Annotated in this window: 19 protein-coding genes; 14 read left to right on the top strand and 5 right to left on the bottom strand. The window is 53.9% G+C overall.

Annotated features, from left to right (window positions below; genetic code table 11):
- Nucleotides 1–4: 4 nt before the first annotated feature.
- The 6 genes from ABE504_RS12340 (at nt 5) to ABE504_RS12365 (ending at nt 8,096) form a co-directional block, all read left to right on the top strand.
- A complete protein-coding gene (locus tag ABE504_RS12340) occupies nt 5–664 on the top strand; it encodes a class II aldolase/adducin family protein (RefSeq protein WP_430088551.1) in 660 nt (219 codons plus the stop codon).
- A gap of 737 nt (nt 665–1,401) precedes the next feature.
- Nucleotides 1,402–2,727 carry a response regulator gene (locus tag ABE504_RS12345; RefSeq protein WP_430088553.1) on the top strand — a complete coding sequence of 442 codons (1,326 nt, stop codon included), beginning with the start codon at nt 1,402–1,404 and terminating at the stop codon, nt 2,725–2,727.
- A gap of 110 nt (nt 2,728–2,837) precedes the next feature.
- Complete coding sequence (locus ABE504_RS12350; RefSeq protein ID WP_430088554.1) at nt 2,838–4,268, top strand: ABC transporter substrate-binding protein; 1,431 nt, start codon at nt 2,838–2,840, stop codon at nt 4,266–4,268.
- 116 nt (nt 4,269–4,384) lie between these two features.
- A complete protein-coding gene (locus ABE504_RS12355; protein ID WP_430088556.1) occupies nt 4,385–5,296 on the top strand; it encodes a carbohydrate ABC transporter permease in 912 nt (303 codons plus the stop codon).
- A complete protein-coding gene (locus tag ABE504_RS12360; protein WP_430088558.1) occupies nt 5,293–6,174 on the top strand; it encodes a carbohydrate ABC transporter permease in 882 nt (293 codons plus the stop codon). Before ABE504_RS12355 ends, ABE504_RS12360 begins: the two co-directional genes overlap by 4 nt.
- A gap of 149 nt (nt 6,175–6,323) precedes the next feature.
- The gene (locus ABE504_RS12365; RefSeq protein WP_430088560.1) at nt 6,324–8,096 is read left to right on the top strand and encodes a sensor histidine kinase; all 1,773 of its coding nucleotides are present in this window, start codon (nt 6,324–6,326) and stop codon (nt 8,094–8,096) included.
- Nucleotides 8,097–8,159: 63 nt separating this feature from the next.
- On the opposite strand, the gene ABE504_RS12370 is transcribed toward ABE504_RS12365, so the two are convergent.
- On the bottom strand, nt 8,160–8,354 hold the full coding sequence (locus ABE504_RS12370; protein WP_430088562.1) for a hypothetical protein: 195 nt from the start codon (nt 8,352–8,354) through the stop codon (nt 8,160–8,162).
- 174 nt (nt 8,355–8,528) lie between these two features.
- Between ABE504_RS12370 and ABE504_RS12375 the strand changes: the two genes are divergently transcribed.
- The 4 genes from ABE504_RS12375 to ABE504_RS12390 all read left to right on the top strand — a co-directional run bounded on the left by ABE504_RS12375 (nt 8,529) and on the right by ABE504_RS12390 (nt 12,581).
- Complete coding sequence (locus ABE504_RS12375) at nt 8,529–9,533, top strand: LLM class flavin-dependent oxidoreductase (protein WP_430088564.1); 1,005 nt, start codon at nt 8,529–8,531, stop codon at nt 9,531–9,533.
- 524 nt (nt 9,534–10,057) lie between these two features.
- Nucleotides 10,058–10,531: a GlcG/HbpS family heme-binding protein gene (locus ABE504_RS12380; protein ID WP_430088566.1), complete on the top strand. Its 474-nt coding sequence runs from the start codon at nt 10,058–10,060 to the stop codon at nt 10,529–10,531.
- Between the two features lie 143 nt (nt 10,532–10,674).
- On the top strand, nt 10,675–11,913 hold the full coding sequence (locus ABE504_RS12385) for a hypothetical protein (RefSeq protein ID WP_430088567.1): 1,239 nt from the start codon (nt 10,675–10,677) through the stop codon (nt 11,911–11,913).
- A 23-nt stretch (nt 11,914–11,936) separates the two neighbouring features.
- On the top strand, nt 11,937–12,581 hold the full coding sequence (locus tag ABE504_RS12390; RefSeq protein ID WP_430088569.1) for an NUDIX hydrolase: 645 nt from the start codon (nt 11,937–11,939) through the stop codon (nt 12,579–12,581).
- A gap of 111 nt (nt 12,582–12,692) precedes the next feature.
- On the opposite strand, the gene ABE504_RS12395 is transcribed toward ABE504_RS12390, so the two are convergent.
- The 4 genes from ABE504_RS12395 to kduI are packed head-to-tail and all read right to left on the bottom strand — an operon-like array spanning nt 12,693 to nt 15,913.
- A complete protein-coding gene (locus ABE504_RS12395) occupies nt 12,693–13,520 on the bottom strand; it encodes a sugar phosphate isomerase/epimerase family protein (RefSeq protein ID WP_430088571.1) in 828 nt (275 codons plus the stop codon).
- Complete coding sequence (gene kduD, locus ABE504_RS12400; protein WP_430088573.1) at nt 13,520–14,272, bottom strand: 2-dehydro-3-deoxy-D-gluconate 5-dehydrogenase KduD; 753 nt, start codon at nt 14,270–14,272, stop codon at nt 13,520–13,522. The genes ABE504_RS12395 and kduD overlap by 1 nt, the downstream gene beginning before the upstream one ends.
- Before the next feature lie 17 nt (nt 14,273–14,289).
- A complete protein-coding gene (locus tag ABE504_RS12405) occupies nt 14,290–15,045 on the bottom strand; it encodes a DeoR/GlpR family DNA-binding transcription regulator (RefSeq protein ID WP_430088574.1) in 756 nt (251 codons plus the stop codon).
- A 34-nt stretch (nt 15,046–15,079) separates the two neighbouring features.
- Complete coding sequence (gene kduI / locus ABE504_RS12410; RefSeq protein WP_430088576.1) at nt 15,080–15,913, bottom strand: 5-dehydro-4-deoxy-D-glucuronate isomerase; 834 nt, start codon at nt 15,911–15,913, stop codon at nt 15,080–15,082.
- 192 nt (nt 15,914–16,105) lie between these two features.
- Here kduI and ABE504_RS12415 point away from each other — a divergent pair, with 192 nt between their 5' ends.
- The 4 genes from ABE504_RS12415 (at nt 16,106) to ABE504_RS12430 (ending at nt 19,325) form a co-directional block, all read left to right on the top strand.
- The gene (locus ABE504_RS12415; protein WP_430088578.1) at nt 16,106–16,264 is read left to right on the top strand and encodes a hypothetical protein; all 159 of its coding nucleotides are present in this window, start codon (nt 16,106–16,108) and stop codon (nt 16,262–16,264) included.
- 93 nt (nt 16,265–16,357) lie between these two features.
- Nucleotides 16,358–17,263 carry an AraC family transcriptional regulator gene (locus ABE504_RS12420; protein WP_430088580.1) on the top strand — a complete coding sequence of 302 codons (906 nt, stop codon included), beginning with the start codon at nt 16,358–16,360 and terminating at the stop codon, nt 17,261–17,263.
- Between the two features lie 113 nt (nt 17,264–17,376).
- The gene (locus tag ABE504_RS12425) at nt 17,377–18,885 is read left to right on the top strand and encodes an alpha-glucosidase/alpha-galactosidase (protein WP_430088581.1); all 1,509 of its coding nucleotides are present in this window, start codon (nt 17,377–17,379) and stop codon (nt 18,883–18,885) included.
- A gap of 122 nt (nt 18,886–19,007) precedes the next feature.
- Nucleotides 19,008–19,325 carry a cupin domain-containing protein gene (locus ABE504_RS12430; RefSeq protein WP_126142447.1) on the top strand — a complete coding sequence of 106 codons (318 nt, stop codon included), beginning with the start codon at nt 19,008–19,010 and terminating at the stop codon, nt 19,323–19,325.
- Nucleotide 19,326 lies beyond the last annotated feature (1 nt).

A 19,326-nucleotide genomic window follows, 5' to 3' on the forward strand; every position in this document is an offset into this window, starting at 1 on the left:
CCTCATGTCGGAACAACAGACGAGAGAGGAATTAACGAAATATGCGCGCAAAAGCGTCGCGAAAGGCCTAGTAGTAGGACCTGGCGGCAACATCTCGGCGCGCTTTGAGGATACGATGTTTTTGTCGCCGAGCGGCTTTGCTCTCGAAGATATTGAGCCTGACCAATGGGTACCTGTGGATATTCCGTCGGGGAACATTTTGGATTCAACGTACCGTCCGTCGTCGGAAGTGTTGATGCATTTATTTTGCTATCGGGTGAATCCGACGATGAAGGCGATTGTGCACACGCATCCGGCGTATTGCATCGCGCTGACGCTGGTCGATGACGAGCTGCCGATGCTGTTCCCGGATCAAGCGGCGCTGGTCGGCGACGTTGCGTTCGTGCCGTATGTCGTGCCGACAACGGATAAGCTGGCGAACTTGGTGGCGGAGAAAGCAGATCGCTACAGCTCGATGCTTTTGAAGAACCACGGGCTGGTCACCACAGGCAAAAACCTGCGCGAAGCCTACTACCGCACCGAAGTCATGGAAGAGAGCGCGAAAATTTATTTGATCGCGAAGTCCGTCGGCAAGCCGAGAAGGCTGACCGAGGAGGAGTACAAGGAGATTCAAGGACTCGAAAGCGAAGCGTACCGCGTTAATTTGTTGCAGCAAATGAAATAGCTGATGCTGATCGGCACCCGTTACCCATGATAGATGTGGGGGCGGGTGTTTTTTTGTTGGTGTAGGTGGCCGGTTGTTGGTGAAAAGTGGCATCGTGAGCGAGCTAAGAGGGCCTGGCCCTAGTTAGCTCGTCCGAAAATGGCGAAATAGCAGCAGCTAGAAGGGGCTAGGCCTGCTTAAGTTGGGAATTTGTGCGTGAAATGCGGCAAATATCGCGAGCTAAGAGGGTTTGGCCCTAGTTAAGTCGCTGGAAAGTGGCAAAATGGCGCAATTAGAAGGGGCCAGCCCTAGCTAACTCTGCAAGCGGTCGATCCAATGGATAGTTGGTGCCGGATAGGAGTGGTAAACCACGCTTATTTGCTCTCGAAACTCTCGTAGGGCCCCAGCTGACCCCGGATAGAGGATGTTTACCACGCTTATTTTGACTGAACCTGGCTAATTTGCGCAAATAGAAGCGGTCAACCACTCTTATTTACATCCCACACCCAGTTACTTTTCCTTCCTACGCCACCGCCCACCAACTAACTACTGTCGACCCTACGCCACCGCCACCAATTAGCTACCTTTCCGCCTCCACGCCACCGTCCTCAGCTAGCTAGTTTTCTACCCCACGCCACCACCACCCAACTCCCCCTTCCCCCAACAATCCCACACAATATCCGTAATAAAAATCATGTTCAACCCCGCCGTTTCCGACTAGAATGAAGGGGATGCAGCAAATAGAACGAGGTGGCATTATGGTTAACATTCTGGTCGTCGATGACGAACCGATGATTTGCAAAGGTGTGGCTGCGATTCTGAAGCAGTCAAAGCTGGAGATTAACGAAGTGTTTATCGCAAGTAACGGGTTTGAAGCGCTGGATTTTATTCACTTGGAAAAGATTGATCTCGTGTTCACCGATATTCAAATGGATCAAATGAACGGCATCGAGCTCATGGAGAACATTTTTACGCATGATCCGTCCATTCCGGTTGTCATTTTATCGGCCCACGGTGAATTTGAGTATGCGCAGAAGGCCATCCGTTTTGGCGCGAAGGAGTATTTGGTCAAGCCGATTACGCCGCCGCACCTGATTGCGATCGTCACTAAAATCCTGAAAGACAAAGAAGAGAAAGGGCAGCGCTTCTCGCAGGGCGAGGGCGTCCGTTCGCTGCCCAAGCATATGTCGCATGAAATCAACTACTATTTGAACGAGCTGATGACGAGTACGATTCGGCCGTCGGAAGTGGCCTCGATCATGGAGCAGCTTGACCATCGCATGAATGGGACGCATTTCAGCATGATGACGATTAAGTTGGCGTTGGAGCGAGGCGGGCGCAACGATGAAGAGATCCTGAGCCTGAAAGACCGCAGCCTGCTGAAATATGCGGCGATGAATGTGGTGGAGGAGACGGCCGGCCAGTGGCAGCATCTGCTTTTTGACAATCATCATTCACGCTTTACGCTGCTGCTCCAACTCACGGAAGAGGAGAAGCGCGGTTCTTCCAGCATCAATCAACTGCAGATGATCGCGCAAATGATTCATACGAATTTGCAGCGCTACTTGCATGTGAAGAGCCAGTTCGGGATTTCTCGCATCCGGGAGGGTGTGACCGAGTGGCCGGTGCTGTACCGGGAGGCGATGGAGAGTCTGGCGTACTGCGAGAAGCATCAGGATCACTACGTGCTCTACATCGAAGACATTGGCGGCGGCGCGAACCGGGCAAATATGACTGAAACGCAGGTGGATGAAGCCAATCACCGGATCGTGTACGAGACGAAGCTGTACATTGAGCAGCATTTTCGCTTGAAAGGACTTAAGCTCCAGGACATCGCAGACAGCGTGCATCTCAGCCCGAATTATCTCAGCTATCTTTTCAAAAAAGTGATGGGCATCAATCTGTGGGATTACGTGACGAAGCTGCGGATGGAGGAGGGCAAGCGGCTCATTTTGACGACGGATAAACGGCGATATGAGATATCGGAGGACATCGGGTACGAGTCGCCGGAGCATTTTAGCAAGCTGTTCAAGAAACATTTCGGGATGAACATTTCGGATGTGAAGCAAGCGGCAGGACCGTAATATGTGACACGAAGAGCGTAACACGACACATCGTCGTTTAGGGCGGCTCCCTCTATAATCAGAAATGTACCAACCAAATGCGAGAAATGATTGGAAAGGGGAACCACACGATGAAGATGAAAAAAGCATCTACCTTGGGTGCGGGGGCGGTTGCATTGACCGTTCTACTGGCCGGCTGCGGGTCCAATACGACAACGACGAGCACAGTAAGTCCGAATGCGGCAGCGACGGCAGCTTCGACGGGGACAACAACTGCGGCTCCAGCCAAAAAAGTAACGATCACCGCCGAAAGCTTCAAGGCTGATCAGAAGGAGAAGAACGACCAGCTCGATCAGCGGATTGCCCGCTTCAAAGCGAAATATCCGAACGTCGAGTTCAAAAAGGATGATTGGCAGTACAACCCCCTGGAAATCGGGATTAAAATGGCATCGAACAGCGCGCCGACTGAGTATACGACATACGCGACGGAAGGCAAAGTGCTGGTCGACAAGAAATGGATCGCCGACATCACCGATTCCATGAACGCTTGGGAGCATGCCAAAGATATGAACGACCTGCTGTCGAAGCCTTTCGTCGTAAACGGCAGAACATACGGGGTGCCGATTGACGGGTACGTCATGACGATTACGCTGAATAAGAAGCTGTTCAAGGAAAAAGGCGTTCCGCTGCCTCCGATGGACTGGACGTGGGACGATCTGCTGGATGCGGCGCGCAAAATCAACGATCCGGCGAAAGGCATCGCAGGCTTTATTCCGATGGGCAAAGGGCCGGAAGCGGGTTGGAACTGGACGAATTTCCTTTATGCCGCAGGCGGTGACGTGCAAAAGCTGGATAACGGCAAAGTCGTGTCCCTCTTTGACTCTGACGCCGGATTGCAAGCGCTTCAATTCTATAAGAAGCTGAAAGACGAAAACCTGATCCCGCAAAACTGGGCGCTCGGTTACGGCGATGCTCTGAACGCCTTCGCGCAAGGACGCGGTGCGATGGTCATGTGCGGCAGTGGCAACGCAGCGGATACAGCGATTAACGAAGGCGGCATTTCCAAGGACGACCTCGTCGTGTATCCAATGCCCTCCTTCACCAAAGGCGGCAAGCATACGGGCGTGCTCGGCGGCAACTACCGCGTCATCAATCCGAAGAGCGACAAAGACCAGCAGGAAATGGCGTTCAAATGGATTGTGGATGAGTACTTCACCGACGACTTCCTGAAATCCACACAAAAAGAAATCGAAGACCGCAAAACGAAAAACCGCGTGTACATCCCGCAGCCGATCAACTACTGGAAAGATTCTTCGGACTTCGGTAAGAAGTACACCGACCTGCTGGCGAAGTACGACAACGTGTTTAAATACGATCCGCAATTGCTAGCGCTGTGGGACGGCAAACCGGAAGCGCAGTACGAAGCTCAAAAATTCTACACCGAAATGGCGAACGTCATTCAAAAAGTGTTCACGACCAAAGATGTGGATCTGAAAAAGCTGCTCACCGATACGTCCACGAAAGTGCAAACCGAAGTGTTTGACAAAGTAAAGGTTGAATAGCCTCAGGGATTAATCCTCGGATCTGGGGAACTGCGAGGAAAAGAGCCACACTTCATTTTCCTCGCAGTCTCTAAGCCCTCAGCGGCCAGATCCGATTTCATAAGGGAGTGTTACGAATGAATGCGGAGCTTCGCGCAGAACCGGCTGTTGCCGCCAGAGGCCTCAAGAAGAGACGAAACCCGTATGTGTGGGGGACGCTGTTCATTTTGCCGGAAGTGATTTTGTTTCTGATCTTTTTATGGGTGCCGATTGTAAAAGGCATTTTTTACAGTTTCTACACGGTTGACTTCGTTGGCGGGAATCATTTCACAGGGCTCGCCAATTACGTCTCTGTGCTCAAGGACAGTCTGCTACTGACATCGATTAAAAATACGCTGCTCTACATCGGCCTCGGCATTGTCATTGGTTTCTGGGTGCCGCCGCTTGTCGCGATCGCCGTGTCCGAGCTTCGCTGGTTCCAAGGTGCGGCGCGCATTGTCAGCTACTTGCCCAGCGCCGTTCCTGCCATCGTGCTCTACGGTATGTGGATGTGGTTTTTCGACGCGGTGGGGCCGATTAACTCGTTCTTACAATCGCTTGGCCTTCCGCAGCTTTCCTTCTTCTCGCCGCATCTGGCGATGCCCTCCATCGTCTTCATGGAGACATGGCAAAGCTTCGGCAGCGCTACGCTGATCTACATTGCTGCCATCGTCAGTATCCCGAAGGACTGGTACGAAGCGGCTGAAATCGACGGCGCCTCTGTCTGGCAGCGCATTCGCTACATCACCCTGCCAAGTATCAAGACACTGATGCTGCTCCTTTTGCTGCTGCAGGTTATCACGACGTCGCAAGGGTTTCAAGCCCAGCTTTCGATGACGGACGGCGGTCCGAACAATGCAACACTGACCTATTTACTCTGGTTGAACCACACGGCGTTCCGCGATTTGGACTTCGGCAAAGCGAGCGCGATGGGCAGTTTGATGTTCTTTGTGCTCATTCTGTTATCCGTGGTCTACAATATCATGCAGCGTAGGAGTGAACGGACATGAAGCAAGAGGATCGCGGGATCATTTCGCTCTATGATTTCAAAAAAAGTACGGTAAAAATCGGCTACACCGGGATGGTGCTGGTGATTGTCGCCGTCGCCGTTACGATGATTTATCCGTTTCTAAATACATTTTTCGGATCGCTCAAGACACGCGAGGAGTTCTTCACATTCCCTCCGACCTTTTTCCCGAAGCACTGGATCTGGCAAAATTATGACGATGCTTTCCATGCCTTCGACCTGCCGTTATTTACGTTTCTTAAAAATACACTCTTTATCTACCTCGGCAATACGGTATTTTCGCTGCTTTTTCTCGGGCTTGCTGCCTTTGCGCTGTCGCATTTGCACATCCCGCTGAAAAGGTGGGTGACGCTGTTCTTCTTCTCCACGCTGCTCATTCCGCCGGCGAGCTATATCGTGCCCAACTTCCTAAATTTGAAAAGCCTGGGGCTGATCAACACGTACTGGGCGTTCTGGCTGCCAGCTGCGGCCAACGCGTATTACATGCTGCTGCTCAAAAACTTTTTTGACGGCATTCACAAAGAAATTCTGGAAGCGGCCCGCATCGACGGCGCCAGCGAATTCAAGTCGTTTCTCACGATCGCCGTGCCGTTGTCGACGCCGATTATCGGAACGCTGCTCATGCTGTCGTTCTCGACAACGTGGAACGATTTCTACTGGCCGAACATCGTCATGACCGAAAAAAGCATGTACCCGATTGCAACAGGAATATACCGCTACGTCGTGTATCAGAACTCGGTCATTCCCTGGAGCGTCCGCTTTGCTGTACTGACGATGGCGATGCTGCCACCGGTGGTGTTCTTCCTCATTTTCCAAAAATTCATCATCCGCGGCCTCTCGGTTTCGAGCGTCAAGGGGTAGGCGTCAAGCGCTGATCAGAATGCTGTTCTGACGGCGCTTTTTGCGCTGCAGCGGTGATGGTTGGCCCAGCGGGTAGACGCGTAGAGGAGTAACGGGAACGGCGGCGAATTTAACTCTCATTAGCGAATTGATAAAGGGCGGTTACTCCCATGCGAAAAATGCTTCAAAACATGAATCTGATGAAAAAGCTCATCCTGCTGCTGATTGTATTCGTCGTGATTCCGATTCTTGTGCTTGACCTTGGCGTTGCTAAGAAATTGGAAACGATTACAGAAGTGCAGGTCGGCAGCGCACTTTTGCAGCTCGTGGAGGGCAGCCACCTGACGCTGGACCGCGAAAGCAGCGATTTTGACGAAAAGACCGAAAAAATCATGATCTCGCAGGAGATTCAGCAACTCAACAACATCTCGTCCTCTTCGGAGTATGAGCGCTTTGAAGTGTTTAAAGCACTAGATAAATATTTAAGCAATTATTCGAATAATGCCATCACGTACTCGCTGTTTTTTTCAGACCGCAATCAATTGTATTCCTTCGTTCCGAACCCCGATTTGCTGAAAAGCGGCGTCTTCTACTCCACGAATCTGGATGAGCTGCCGTGGTTCAAGGAGGTGAGCGGTGCCAAAGGGAAGGGCATCATCCGCGTCATCGACAAATTCGGCTTTAATTCGTCCGGCGTGCAGACCGTTGCGTATATGCGGCAGCTGAACAGCATTTATAACGGCGAATCGGTTATCGGCTATTTGGTCGTGTCCGGGATCGAGATGCCGCTGCAGAGCGATTTCGAGCCGTTCCGCAAGTACGAGGAAGCGCAGGTGCTGCTGCTCGATGACAGCAACACGGTGATCGCGACGAATACGCCGGCGTATGCGATCGGAGCGAAGGCTAATGTGCCGGCCGATCAGGTGGAGGGCGTGTTCCGGCATCAGGAGGGCAGCATCGAAATGATGTCGGTCATTCATACGAGCGAGGCGACGAATACACGGCTTGTGATGCGGGTGCCGGTGCAGTCGATCATCCGCGACCATATTTTGGTCCAGCGGCTTGTACACTGGATTATGTTCGGGTATTTTTTCATTTTGATTCTGGCGAGCATGTATTTCATTCAGTCGATTCTGAAGCCGATCTCGCGGCTGGCGCGCATCACGAACTCGTACCATCCCGGAAGGCCTTTAGGCATTTCGCTGCACGCCGAGAGCAAGAATGAAATCGTGCTGCTCAGCAACCATTTTATCCGGATGACGAACCGCCTCAACCAGACGATCTACGATCAATACGAGCTGGAGCTGAAAAATAAGGAAGTGGAGCTGTCGATTCTGCACGCGCAGATCAACCCGCATTTGCTGTACAACACGCTGGAATCAGTGTATTGGCATACGCTTATGGAAGGGGCAAATGAATCGGCGGAGATGATCAAGGACCTGTCGCTGATCATGCGGATCGGCCTCAGCAAAGGCAAGCTGCTCATTCCGGTGATGGAGGAGATCAACCACGCGGAAGCTTACGTCCGGCTGCAGCTGTTCCGGTATGAGTATGCGTTCCAGGTGCACTGGGAAGTGGATGAGGAAGCGAAGAAATACATCGTGCCGAAGGTCTTGCTGCAGCCGATCATCGAGAATGCGATCCTGCACGGCATCAAGCAAATGGACCAGGACGGGCAGCTGTGGATCAAAGTGAACGTGGAAGGGGGCCGTTTGGTCATTCGCGTCGAGGACAACGGCTACAGGCCTATCGATGTGGGGCGGCTGAACAGCGTACTGGAAGGCCGGGAGAGCAGCAAAGGCTATGGCATGATTAATGTGCAAAAGCGGATTGAGCTGCACTTTGGCGCAGGCTACGGCCTGCATTACGAGCAGCGGGAGGCGCAGGGCGTCCGGGCGGTGATTGTGATTCCGGCGATTGAGGATGAGAGTGAATTGAAATAAGAGAAGCGGCAGCGTACCCTGGAGAGGGCGCTGCCATTTGGTGTTGGGGCGGCTAAGCTTATATTAGCTCTGCGGATAACTGGCAGACTCGTCCGCTTGGAGGGCGTTCAACTGGGAATCAATATAGGAATCAATCGTATCCAGCACTTGGCTGAGCGGCGATTGGTTCATAATAATGCAGTTGGAATGAATGGCCGTGTAGCTGTTGTCGTCCTTATTGATTTTAAAGCCCCGGTAATTTTCATAGATCGTTCTCATGACAATCTCTCCTTCTGCTTGGGTGTATAGTCTAAAATAGCATGAATTCGGCAAGTTTGATAGAGGTGTAAATTGAGAGAGATTGTCTAGTTTTGGCGGTAAAAATGTTGTCGATTTTTCCTCCTTTGCTATTCTGTTTCTATTTGTGTTACAGTTAGGGGGAGGTGAAGCTGCATGTTAAAATTGGGGGTTCTTGACCAATCGCAAATAGGAGAAGGCCGCGATGCGGCCCAGACGCTGGCGGAGACGACAGCGCTCGCGCAGGAAGCCGAGAAGCTCGGCTACACGCGCTTTTGGATGTCGGAGCACCACGCTTCGCAGGCGCTCGCGCATTCGAGCCCGGAGGTGCTGATCGCGCACGTCGCGGCATTAACGGAGCGCATCCGCGTGGGCTCGGGCGGCATTATGCTGCCGCATTACAGCGCGTATAAGGTGGCGGAGAACTTCCGCCTGCTGGAGGCGCTGCACCCGGGCCGGATCGACGTCGGTCTAGGGCGCGCGCCGGGCGGCATGCCGATTTCGACACGTGCGCTGCAGGAAGGCAAGTACGTGAATGTCGTGGATCAGTACCCGCAGCAGGTGGCCGACCTGACCGGGTACTTGCACGATACGCAGCCCGCGGGACACCGCTTCCCGGGCCTGCATGCGGCGCCGATCATTCCGACGGCGCCGGAGATTTGGCTGCTGGGCTCCTCGTACGACAGCGCCCGGCTTGCGGCCGAACAGGGCACCGCGTTCGGGTTCGCGCAGTTTTTCGGTAATGCGGATTGCGCGGAAGCGCTGCGCATTTACCGGGAGCATTTTACGGCTTCGAGTCTGAATGAGAAGCCGTATTCCTTGGCCGCCGTGCTCGCGATCTGCGCGGACACGGAGGAAGAGGCGAATGAGCTGGCGCTGAGCACGGATCTGTTTTTCTTGTCGCTGGGGCAAGGCCGGCTGCTGCCGTTCTTTCCGTCCGTGGACACGGCGAAGCATTATCCGTACACGGTGAATGACTACGCGCTGATCCGCGGCAGACAGCATCAGCGCATTGTCGGCACGCCTGACAGCGTGAAGGCGCAGATTCTGGCGCTGAACGAGGCGTACCAGGCCGATGAGATCATGGTCGTCTCGCCGATCCACAACGTGGAGGCGAGGCTGAAGTCGTACCGCCTGCTGGCGCAGGCGTTCGGGTTGTAGGGGCAGACGGCTGCCAGCTGCTGGTTGTCAATTGCCAGTTGCCAGTGCTCGGTCGGCGCCGCTAGCGGGAGCCCAGCGCGAGGAGATTCCTGCAAAAAGGCAGGAATCTCGCTCGAAAAGCGGCAAAAACGGAAAATCCTGCGAAAAAGCAGGCTTTCCGTGCGATTTTGCCAATAGTAGAAATTCCGAGCGGAAAAGATGCACATTTGCAGGAATTAGTCCGCTTAGCCAAGGAAAATACGAAGAAGCCTGCCTTTTTGCAGGCTTCTTATTGTCTCTGCTGTATGCTCAGGACGGATGCGAAGACATTGGAAACGAGGAGTCCTGAAGATTAGCATGTTTCAAGCGCTTTGATGAACTTGTTGATACGTCAATGAATCGCTGTATTTCTCAGCACAATTACATAGGCTGTATTTTTTTCACCGTCTTTGGTGTCCATTCGACATATCCTGCCGCTCAGCCCATACATATGAAAAGGGCATTACCCAGAATGTGTTCGCTAAGCGCTGAGGGAGGACATCTTGATGAAATCTGTTTTGAAGCTCGAGCTTGCGGAAGCGAGAGCGATGATCGCGGGCGGCATAGCGGCCGCTCAAGCGCTCGGCGCCGCCGAGACGATCTGCATCGTCGACGACGGCGGCTATGTGCTGGCCATGGAGCGCATGGACGGGGCTCGGAATACGAGCCCGGAGCTGGCCATGGCCAAGGCGTTTACGGCGAGCGGCCATCGGCGCTCGACGCATCTGTTCAATCAGCCGGGCGGGCCTGCGGCGGTGGGCGGCGAAGCGTTCGGCATCCATGCGATGATGCCGGGGAAGTTTACGATTTTCGTCGGGGGCTTTCCGATCGTCGTGAACGGGGAAGTGATCGGCGGCGTCGGCGTGAGCGGTGGCGCAGGAGACGACGATATTGCCGTAGGCGTTGCCGCCTTGCAGGCGCTTCAGCAGCATGTGGGCGAAGCGTTTCACGTGCTCGTGGAAGCGGATATCAAACGTTGAGGCAGCGATTAGGGGCTATGCACCATGAAGTTTTGGTGAATAGTCTCTTTTCTTTTCCTATTATGGTAGAATAAGAGAGTTCGTTGTAAGGTTAGTCTATCTCACGTTTAGACATCACGCCCCCATAGAAAGGAACGTTTACTGTGAAAAAAAGTATCGCCGCTCTCGCGCTTGCCGCGATGTTGTTTACTCCGGCGCCGAGCCGCACTTATGCAGATTCGGACATGCAGGACCCGATGCCTTACATCACGCTGATTGATAGCTTTAAGCTGTATCCCAGCCAAGAGACGACGTCAGGACAGGCCATCGGCGCTTTGAGCGCGCTGCAATCCGTCCAGATTTCCCGCTCGTACGGAGACAATCTGATGGGGCTCGTCACAGCGGATAAATTGCCCATCGAGACATGGCTCGGTACAGTATGGATCAACCTGGAAGAAGGCGCATATAAGTTAGGGAAATTGGCATACAAGGAGCAGCCGATTACGTTGTTGGATGCGGAAACACCGATTTGGGATGCGCCCAGAGCGGAGAGTGCTTATGCGCTGAGCCCGCAGCAGGTTCAAGCGATTGCGTCCATTCCCGATTGCGACCCGTACACGCCTTGCCGCAATACGAATTCCTGGTTCTTGATCCATACTTCGTGGCTAGGCGATAAATGGGTCAGACCGTTTTCTTATGCCGAAAAATATCAAGGCGTCCCGGTTGAAGGCAGCGTCCCTATCAACTCGGAACGGCCGGTTTATCAGTATCCGTTCGAGAAGCCGTTAGCGGATGAGCCCAAGATCGAAGCCGGGCTGTTGAAGCCGCTTGCCAAGTACACCCATCAAGAGGGGATGGTTCCTCCGAGTATCTGGTACAAAGTGCAGACTTCGCTGGGAGAACGATGGGTTCCGCAAGATGGTCGGTATGGTTTGGGCGTAGAAAAAGTTGAACCTTCGACGAAGGTATTGGACATGCCCGTTTCGTTCCATGCGTCTGATGGGCCGTTCGCATATGGCTATAACGCAGACACTGAGCAAGTGCTCCAGCCGCAGCATATCCAGACAATTGGGCAAATCAGCGACTGGTACTTTTTTATCGACAGTAACGGGAACGGCAAGTGGGTTAGCCCGGCGATGGAAATTTCGTCTCAACTGACCGGTGAGTTGGCACACGATGCCAAACTTGGCGTCAAAGAAGAGCTCGTCCGCATTGATTTGACGGAGACGTCTGTCGCGCTCGACCAACCGTATATCCCGAAGGACTGGGGCCCTCAGAATGTCCAGGGGGCAATGACGTTCTCCCTGCAAACGGTGACCGCTTCACGAAGTTGGGCGTCTCCGACCGGCGAAACATGGTATTATATTCATACATGGCAAGGCCCTAAATGGGTCAGGCTCTAATCTGTAGTCCGGGAGGATACGCCATGAATCTCAATTCATCCGATGATCTTAGCCAGCCGAATTGGCTGCGCTGGGCGAAACAAATTCAGGCGATTGCGCAAAGCGGATTAACGTATTCCAGGGACGTCTATGATCGGGAGCGTTTTGAAGAGCTGCGGGAGATGAGCGTCGAGATGATGGAGGCGTACACCTTTGAGTCCCGGGATAAAATCAAGCTCACCTTCGCCAGCGACGAAGGCTATGCGACGCCGAAGGTAGACGTGCGCGGTGTTGTTTTTCGCGAAGGGCAGATTCTCCTCGTTAGAGAAAAAATCGACGGCGCCTGGTCGATGCCCGGCGGGTGGGCGGACATTGGCTACTCGCCTTCCGAAATTGCCGTGAAGGAAGTCAAAGAGGAAGCGGGATTCGAAGTAAAGCCCGTGCGGCTGCTTGCGGTGCTAGATAAAAAGTTTCACAACCACCCGCCGGAACCTTATCATATTTACAAAATTTTTATTCTGTGCGAGATTGTCGGTGGGCAAGCCGGGGGCGGGTTGGAGACGAGCGAAGTGGCATTTTTCGCCGAGGACAATCTCCCGCCACTGTCTTTGGAGCGGAACACGGAGAAGCAAATCCAGCTGATGTTCGAGTATTCAAAGGACCCCGCCAAGCCCGTCATTGTCGACTAGCTGACAAGACCATATCGTGCATAAGCTGGGCATCTGCCAGTTGAGCAGGCCAGCAACAGCAAAAAGGTGTCCCCCAAGCCATAGGAAATGGCTCAGGGGACACCTTTATTTTTATCGCAGTGATCTTACGTACTGCACCGTGCTGTCCAGCGTCGTGTCATCCAACTGCTCGAGGGACACATCGACCAAAGGCTTCACTGCGTGCAGCTTCTCGAGGAACGTCTTCGTCACGAAGCGGCCGTTGCCCGAGCGAACGGCGTTCACCCGGCCGTCTTCGACGACAAAGTCCTTCAAATGCGCAAGCACGATGCGCGATCCGAAAGTAGCCAGCGCGTGATCGAGGAACGCTTCCTGCTTATCGACTTCCGTTGGCGGCAGCAGGTTCACCGGATCGAACACAACGCCGAGCGTGCTGGACGGAATTTCGTCCAGGATGCGGGCCATTTTCTCTGTCGAGGAAAGGGTGTGGGTGAAGACCGGCTCCAGACCGATGGTTACGCCCCAACGCTCCGCTTCCTCAGCGAGCTCTTCGAACGTCTCGCGGCAAACGTTCCAGCCGATTTCCTCGTAGCGTTCGGGATCTTGCCCGCGATACGTCGTGAGGTCGCCGGTTTCTGTAGCGACAATCGACGTGCCGAAATCGCGCGCGTAGCGCAGATGCTCTTTGAAACGATCAATCTCATAGCGGCGCTGCTGCGCATCCGGATTGACCGGATTGATGTAGCAGCCGAGCACGCCGATGCGCAGCCCGGCGCGATCAAATTGCTCGCCGATATGGCTCGCGAGCCCTGGGCTCAAGCGCCCGAGACTCGTGTCGATGTCGGCGATCGCTTTGCTCAGCGCCAATTGCACGAAGTCGATCGGGCGATTGCGCAGTTTGTCGGTGAGCGCCGCCAGAGGCAGGCAGCCAACGGTATGAGCCAGTGTGCCGAATCCCATTAGCGCGCCATCCATCCGCCGTCCACGCAAAGCACGTGGCCGTTCATGTAATCGGAAGCCTGGGAAGCCAGGAACACCACCGGACCTTTCAAGTCCTCAGGAGAGCCCCAACGGCCTGCCGGAATACGTTCGGTAATGGATTTCGTACGAGCTTCGTCCTTCAAGATTGGCGCCGTGTTGTTCGTTGTCATATAGCCTGGTGCGATGGCATTGATTTGAACGCCTTTGCCAGCCCATTCGTTCGCCAGCGCTTTGGTTACACCGGCAATCGCGTGCTTGCTCGCGGTGTAGCCAGGCACGTTAATGCCGCCTTGGTACGTCAGCATGGACGCGATGTTGATGATTTTGCCGCTGCCGCGCTCAATCATATGACGGCCAACCAACTGGCAGAGGAAGAACGCCGAGTTGAGGTTGAGGTCGATGACATCGTGCCAGTCTTGGCGCCCGTGGTCAACTGCCGGCGTGCGGCGGATAATGCCCGCGTTGTTCACGAGAATGTCGACGCTGCCATAGAAACCAATGGCGCGGTTCACTACATCTTCGAGTACATCTTCATTGCTCAGATCAGCCGCGATCAGCTCGGCTTTGCCGCCAAGTGCGCGAATTGCTTCAACGGTTTGAACGCTTTCGGAGGAAGAAACGGCAATGACGTTTGCGCCGGCTTCCGCTAGTCCGATCGCCATGCCTTGACCGAGTCCGCCGGATGCGCCGGTTACGAGTGCTGTTTTACCTGCAAGATTAAATAATGTCATAACGTACCCCTTTTCCCCTAATGAGTGACAATATCGATGCCTGCGTCCCGGAAGCTTTGCGCGGTTTCATCGGAGAGACCGCTGTCGGTCAGAATCATCGCCATTTCGGACAGCGAAGCGAACGTTCGCAAAGCGCACTGGCCGAATTTGTAATGATCGACAACCCCATACACGGTCGCGCTGGACCCGATTAAGGCGCGTTTGTACTCCACGAGATCGCTTGTATAAATTGTAAATCCGTGCTGCAGATGAACGCCGGTCGCCGAGAGGAAGGCTTTTTGAATATTGAGCCCTTTCACGTAATCGACGGCTTCCGGTCCGGTCAGCATGTTCCGCAAACGGGATCCGCCGGGCACGACCAATCGGATTTCATCTTTATGCACGAGCTCAGAGATGATAAAAAGATCGTTCGTCACCACCGTCAGCGGCTGATTGTCGAGCCGCCGGGCGATTTCAAGCGTGGTGCTGCCGCTGTCGAGGGCGATGATGTCCCGCGGCTGAATGTAACGGAGCGCCAGGCTAGCTATTTCCGATTTTTTGTCGGTATGCTTGACGTTAGGCGCCTTCGCAGAAAGAATGCCAAGCTGGTCGCTTTGGGCCAGCATCGCGCCGCCATGAATGCGGACGAGCAGGCCCTTTTCTTCCAGCTTGGCCAAATCTTCGCGAATCGTTTTGCCGGTAACGGCCAGGCGTTCGCTAAGCTCGCTCACGGTAACTTCCTTCTGAGCGAGCAGCACCTCCATGATCGTTTCGTATCGGCGCAAAGGATTCATCGGCTATCATCCATTCTTTGGCCCGGAAGACCGATTATTTCAGGTCTTTCATCGCGACGGCGTCCATGTCGTCGAACATTTGGTTTTCGCCCGCCATACCCCAGATGAATGTGTAATTGTTTGTACCTACACCGCTGTGGATGGACCAGCTAGGGGAGATAACCGCTTGCTCATTGCGCATCACGATATGGCGTGTTTGCTGTGGCTCGCCCATCATGTGGAAAACAACCGCATCTTCCGGCATATCGAAGTACAGGTACACTTCGGAACGACGGTTGTGCGTATGGCTTGGCATGGTGTTCCACATGTTGCCTGGTTTCAAGAGCGTCATGCCCATAACGAGCTGGCAGCTTTGAATGCCGTCAAGGTGGATGTATTTGTAGATCGTACGCTCATTGGACGTATTGATGCTGCCCAGGTGTGCAGGCGTCGCTTCGCTGATCGCGGCTTTCACCGTTGGGTACGTTTTGTGTGCAGGCGTGGAGTTGAAATAGAATTTTGCAGGCTCGGAAGCGTTGTCGCTCGCGAATGTAATTTCTTTGGAGCCAAGGCCGATGTAGATGCAGTCTTTGCTGTCCATGGTGTAAGCTGTGCCGTCAACGGTAATCGTACCGCGCGCGCCGATGTTGATGATGCCGATTTCGCGGCGCTCCAGGAAGTAGTCGGCAGCCATATTTTTACGATCGCTTTGCAGTTGCACCGTTTGCGTCGTTGGCACAACGCCGCCGATGATGAAACGGTCTACGTGAGAGTAAACGAGCGTGACTTCATTTTCTTTGAAAAGCGAGCTGATTTGAAACTCGGATTGCAGACGTTCAGTGTCGAACTGTTTAACTTCATTCGGGTGGGACGCGTAACGAATATCCATGGATGAGGTCTCCTTTTTCACAATAGGTTTATTTGTGTTGATATGGGTTCATATAGGTTTAATTTACTCCAACTCTCGCGTTTAGGCAAGAGGGATTTCCTGCTGCCGTCACCAACGTGCATAAACACGGGCGATTACGCAAACAACAAGGAAACGAATGCAGCTTTACATTTCGATAGGAGGGTCTGCCCGATGGACAAAAGCCATTACTTCGATCATGTTTGCCAAGATACGATTCCTACGAAGCCGGAAGATGAGGCTACCACGCCCACTGATTTGGTCAGCGAAGCGGTCGAGGAAATCATGGATAATGTGAAAAAGGCATTCTCGACGCGAGACCGCGACGAGTAAGGCGAGTCCCTCCTGATCCCGGGAGGGATTTTCTTTTGCCTGCGTCCGGCTTACAATGGCGGTAGACGGCTTATTTGGAAAGGACGGAATCGCATGCCTGACGCACATGGATTATTTCCCGCCCGCTTGACGGCGGAGCACGTTCAGCCGCAAGTGGTGGCGTACTATTTTAAACAGTGGCAAGGGTTTCAAATGCCTTTTCATACGCACGAATCCGCAGAAATTATGTATGTCATTGACGGGATCTGCGACGTAGAGCTTCAGCTTTCCTCCCGCCAGACTGACAGCGTGACGCTGAAAAAAGGGGAATTCATCGTGCTGGATGCGACCGTGCCACACCGGCTGCTTGTCGGCGAAGCGGGGCCGTGCCGCATGCTGAACGTTGAATTCCGCTACGTGCCTCATAGCGGCGCGCTGCCGTCCATTCTCCAGTTGGCCATGGCGGAGGAGGTAGTGGCGGCTTTTTTGAAGGAAACGGAGTCTTATTTGGTGCTGCGCGATCCGGACGAGGTGTACCACGTCATGAAGAGCCTTGTGCTCGAGCTCGACAAAGGCGCCGGCCGCAGCGGGATGCTTGTTCAACTGCTGTTTGTTCAATTGCTGGTCCGCATCGCCAGACTGCGGGAAGAGACAAGGCAGGGCGCTTCCGAGCCAAGCGACTACTATGTCAAACAAAGTATGGCGTATATGCAGCAAAATTATGACCGCGACATGCAGGTCAAAGACATTGCACAAGCCGTGAGCCTGCATCCGGGCTATTTGCAGCGCATTTTCAAAAAAGTGACGGGCCAGACGATGATGGCGTACTTGACGGCGCTGCGCATGGAGAAAGCGTGCATGCTCTTGCTGGAAACCGACGTCCCGATCGCGGAGATCTGCGATTATGTCGGCATTGGCAGCCGGCAATATTTTCACATGCTGTTCAAGGCGCATACGAACCAGACGCCTGCGGAATACCGCAACTCCATGAACACGCACAAATTGATCGTCCCCAGATAGAAGTTAGAATTTTTGACAAAATGATGAGATAGTGGTGAGGATTTTGATAACGGTTTCCCCGCTTACACTGATACAATGACGATGAAGATCATTCAAGCGGGAGGACGAGAATAATGAGCAATTTCAAGGTAGCATTCATTGGAGCAGGTAGCATCGGTTTTACGCGCAAACTGTTAGGGGATTTGCTGTCCGTCCCTGAGTTTTCGCAGATGGAGGTTACTTTTACAGACATTAACGAGCACAATCTGGAGATGGTCACGGAATTGTGCCAGCGCGATATTCGTGAGAATGGACTCGCGATTCAGATTCAATCGACGACAGACCGCAAGGCAGCGCTCAAGGATGCCAAATATGTGATTTGTACGATTCGCGTTGGCGGGCTGGAGGCGTTCGCGACAGATGTGGACATCCCGCTGAAGTATGGAGTCGACCAATGCGTGGGTGACACGCTGTGCGCCGGCGGTATCATGTACGGACAGCGCGGCATCGCGGAAATGCTGAACATCTGCGCGGACATCCGCGAGATGGCACGTCCGGATGTGACGCTGCTGAACTACGCGAATCCGATGGCGATGCTAACGTGGGCGTGCAACAAGTACGGCGGCGTTCGCACAATCGGGCTGTGCCATGGCGTGCAGCACGGGCATAAGCAGATTGCCGACGTGTACGGCTTGGAACGTGAAGATGTGGACATCATCTGTGCAGGCATCAACCATCAGACGTGGTACATTCAAGCGAAGCATAACGGCCAGGATCTGACCGCAGGTCTGCTGGAAGCGTTCGAAAAGCACGAGGACTACGCGCGCACGGAGAAAGTCCGCATCGACATGCTGCGCCGTTTTGGCTATTACAGCACGGAGTCGAACGGCCATCTGAGCGAGTATGTGCCGTGGTACCGCAAAAGAGCAAGCGAGATCCAGGACTGGATCGATCTCGGCTCCTGGATCAACGGCGAAACCGGCGGCTATTTGCGCGTTTGCACGGAAGGGCGCAGCTGGTTCGAGACGGATTTCCCGAACTGGATGAAAGATCCGGCGATGGTTTATGCGCCGGACCGCAGAAGCGATGAGCACGGTTCGTACATCATCGAAGGGCTGGAGACCGGCCGCGTGTACCGCGGGCATTTCAATGTGGTCAACCGCGGCGTCATCTCAAACCTGCCAGCGGACAGCATCATTGAAGCACCTGGCTATGTCGACCGCAATGGCATCTCGATGCCGCTTGTCGGCGATCTACCGCTCGGCCCTGCTGCCGTGTGCAACGTCAGCATCTCCGTGCAGCGGCTGGCGGTCGAAGCGGCCGTCCATGGCGACGACAAGCTGCTGCGCCAGGCGTTCATGATGGACCCGCTCGTAGGCGCGGTGTGCAACCCGAAAGAGATTTGGCAAATGGTCGACGAGATGCTCATTGCCGGTGAGAAATGGCTGCCGCAATACACGGCGGCGATTGCCGAGGCGAAGGCGCGCATGGCGGCCGGCAACCTCATTCCGACACGGGCGAATGAGGGCGCAGCGCGCATCAAAGTGAAAACCGTCGAGGAGATGCAGCTCGACCGCGAAGCGGCGAACCGCAACGCCGGCGAGTCGGACAAAGGAAAGAACCGGGCGGAGACGACGGCCTAACTACGTTCATTTGTTTTCAAGTATGTTCATTTGGGTTCCTTTCGGATATAATTGAAAGGTAAGTGAAGGATCGCGCTTAACGATCCTTTATTTCTTTTTGAGAATGAGAGGAGAACGTCAACATGTCGAATATCGGTGTATGGGAAGGCGCAGAACCCGGCGTCAAACGCTGCATTCTGAAAGCCGAAGGCGGTTTAATGATGATGGAGGTTCACTTCGAGCCTGGGGCAGTCGGTTACCAGCATAGCCATGTTCATGAGCAGATGTCCTATTGCTTGAAAGGGAAAATTGAATTCACGATCGATGGCGTTGTGACGGTAATTGAGCAGGGCCAAACGGTTTACATACCTAGCGGCGCACAGCACGGCGTGACGGCGTTGGAAGCGTCTGCACTCTTGGATGTGTTCACACCGATTCGCGAGGATCTTGTAAAAAGATAGA

This window comes from Paenibacillus oryzisoli (assembly GCF_050467285.1).
GTDB classification, from domain to species: Bacteria; Bacillota; Bacilli; order Paenibacillales; family NBRC-103111; genus Paenibacillus_E; species Paenibacillus_E oryzisoli_A.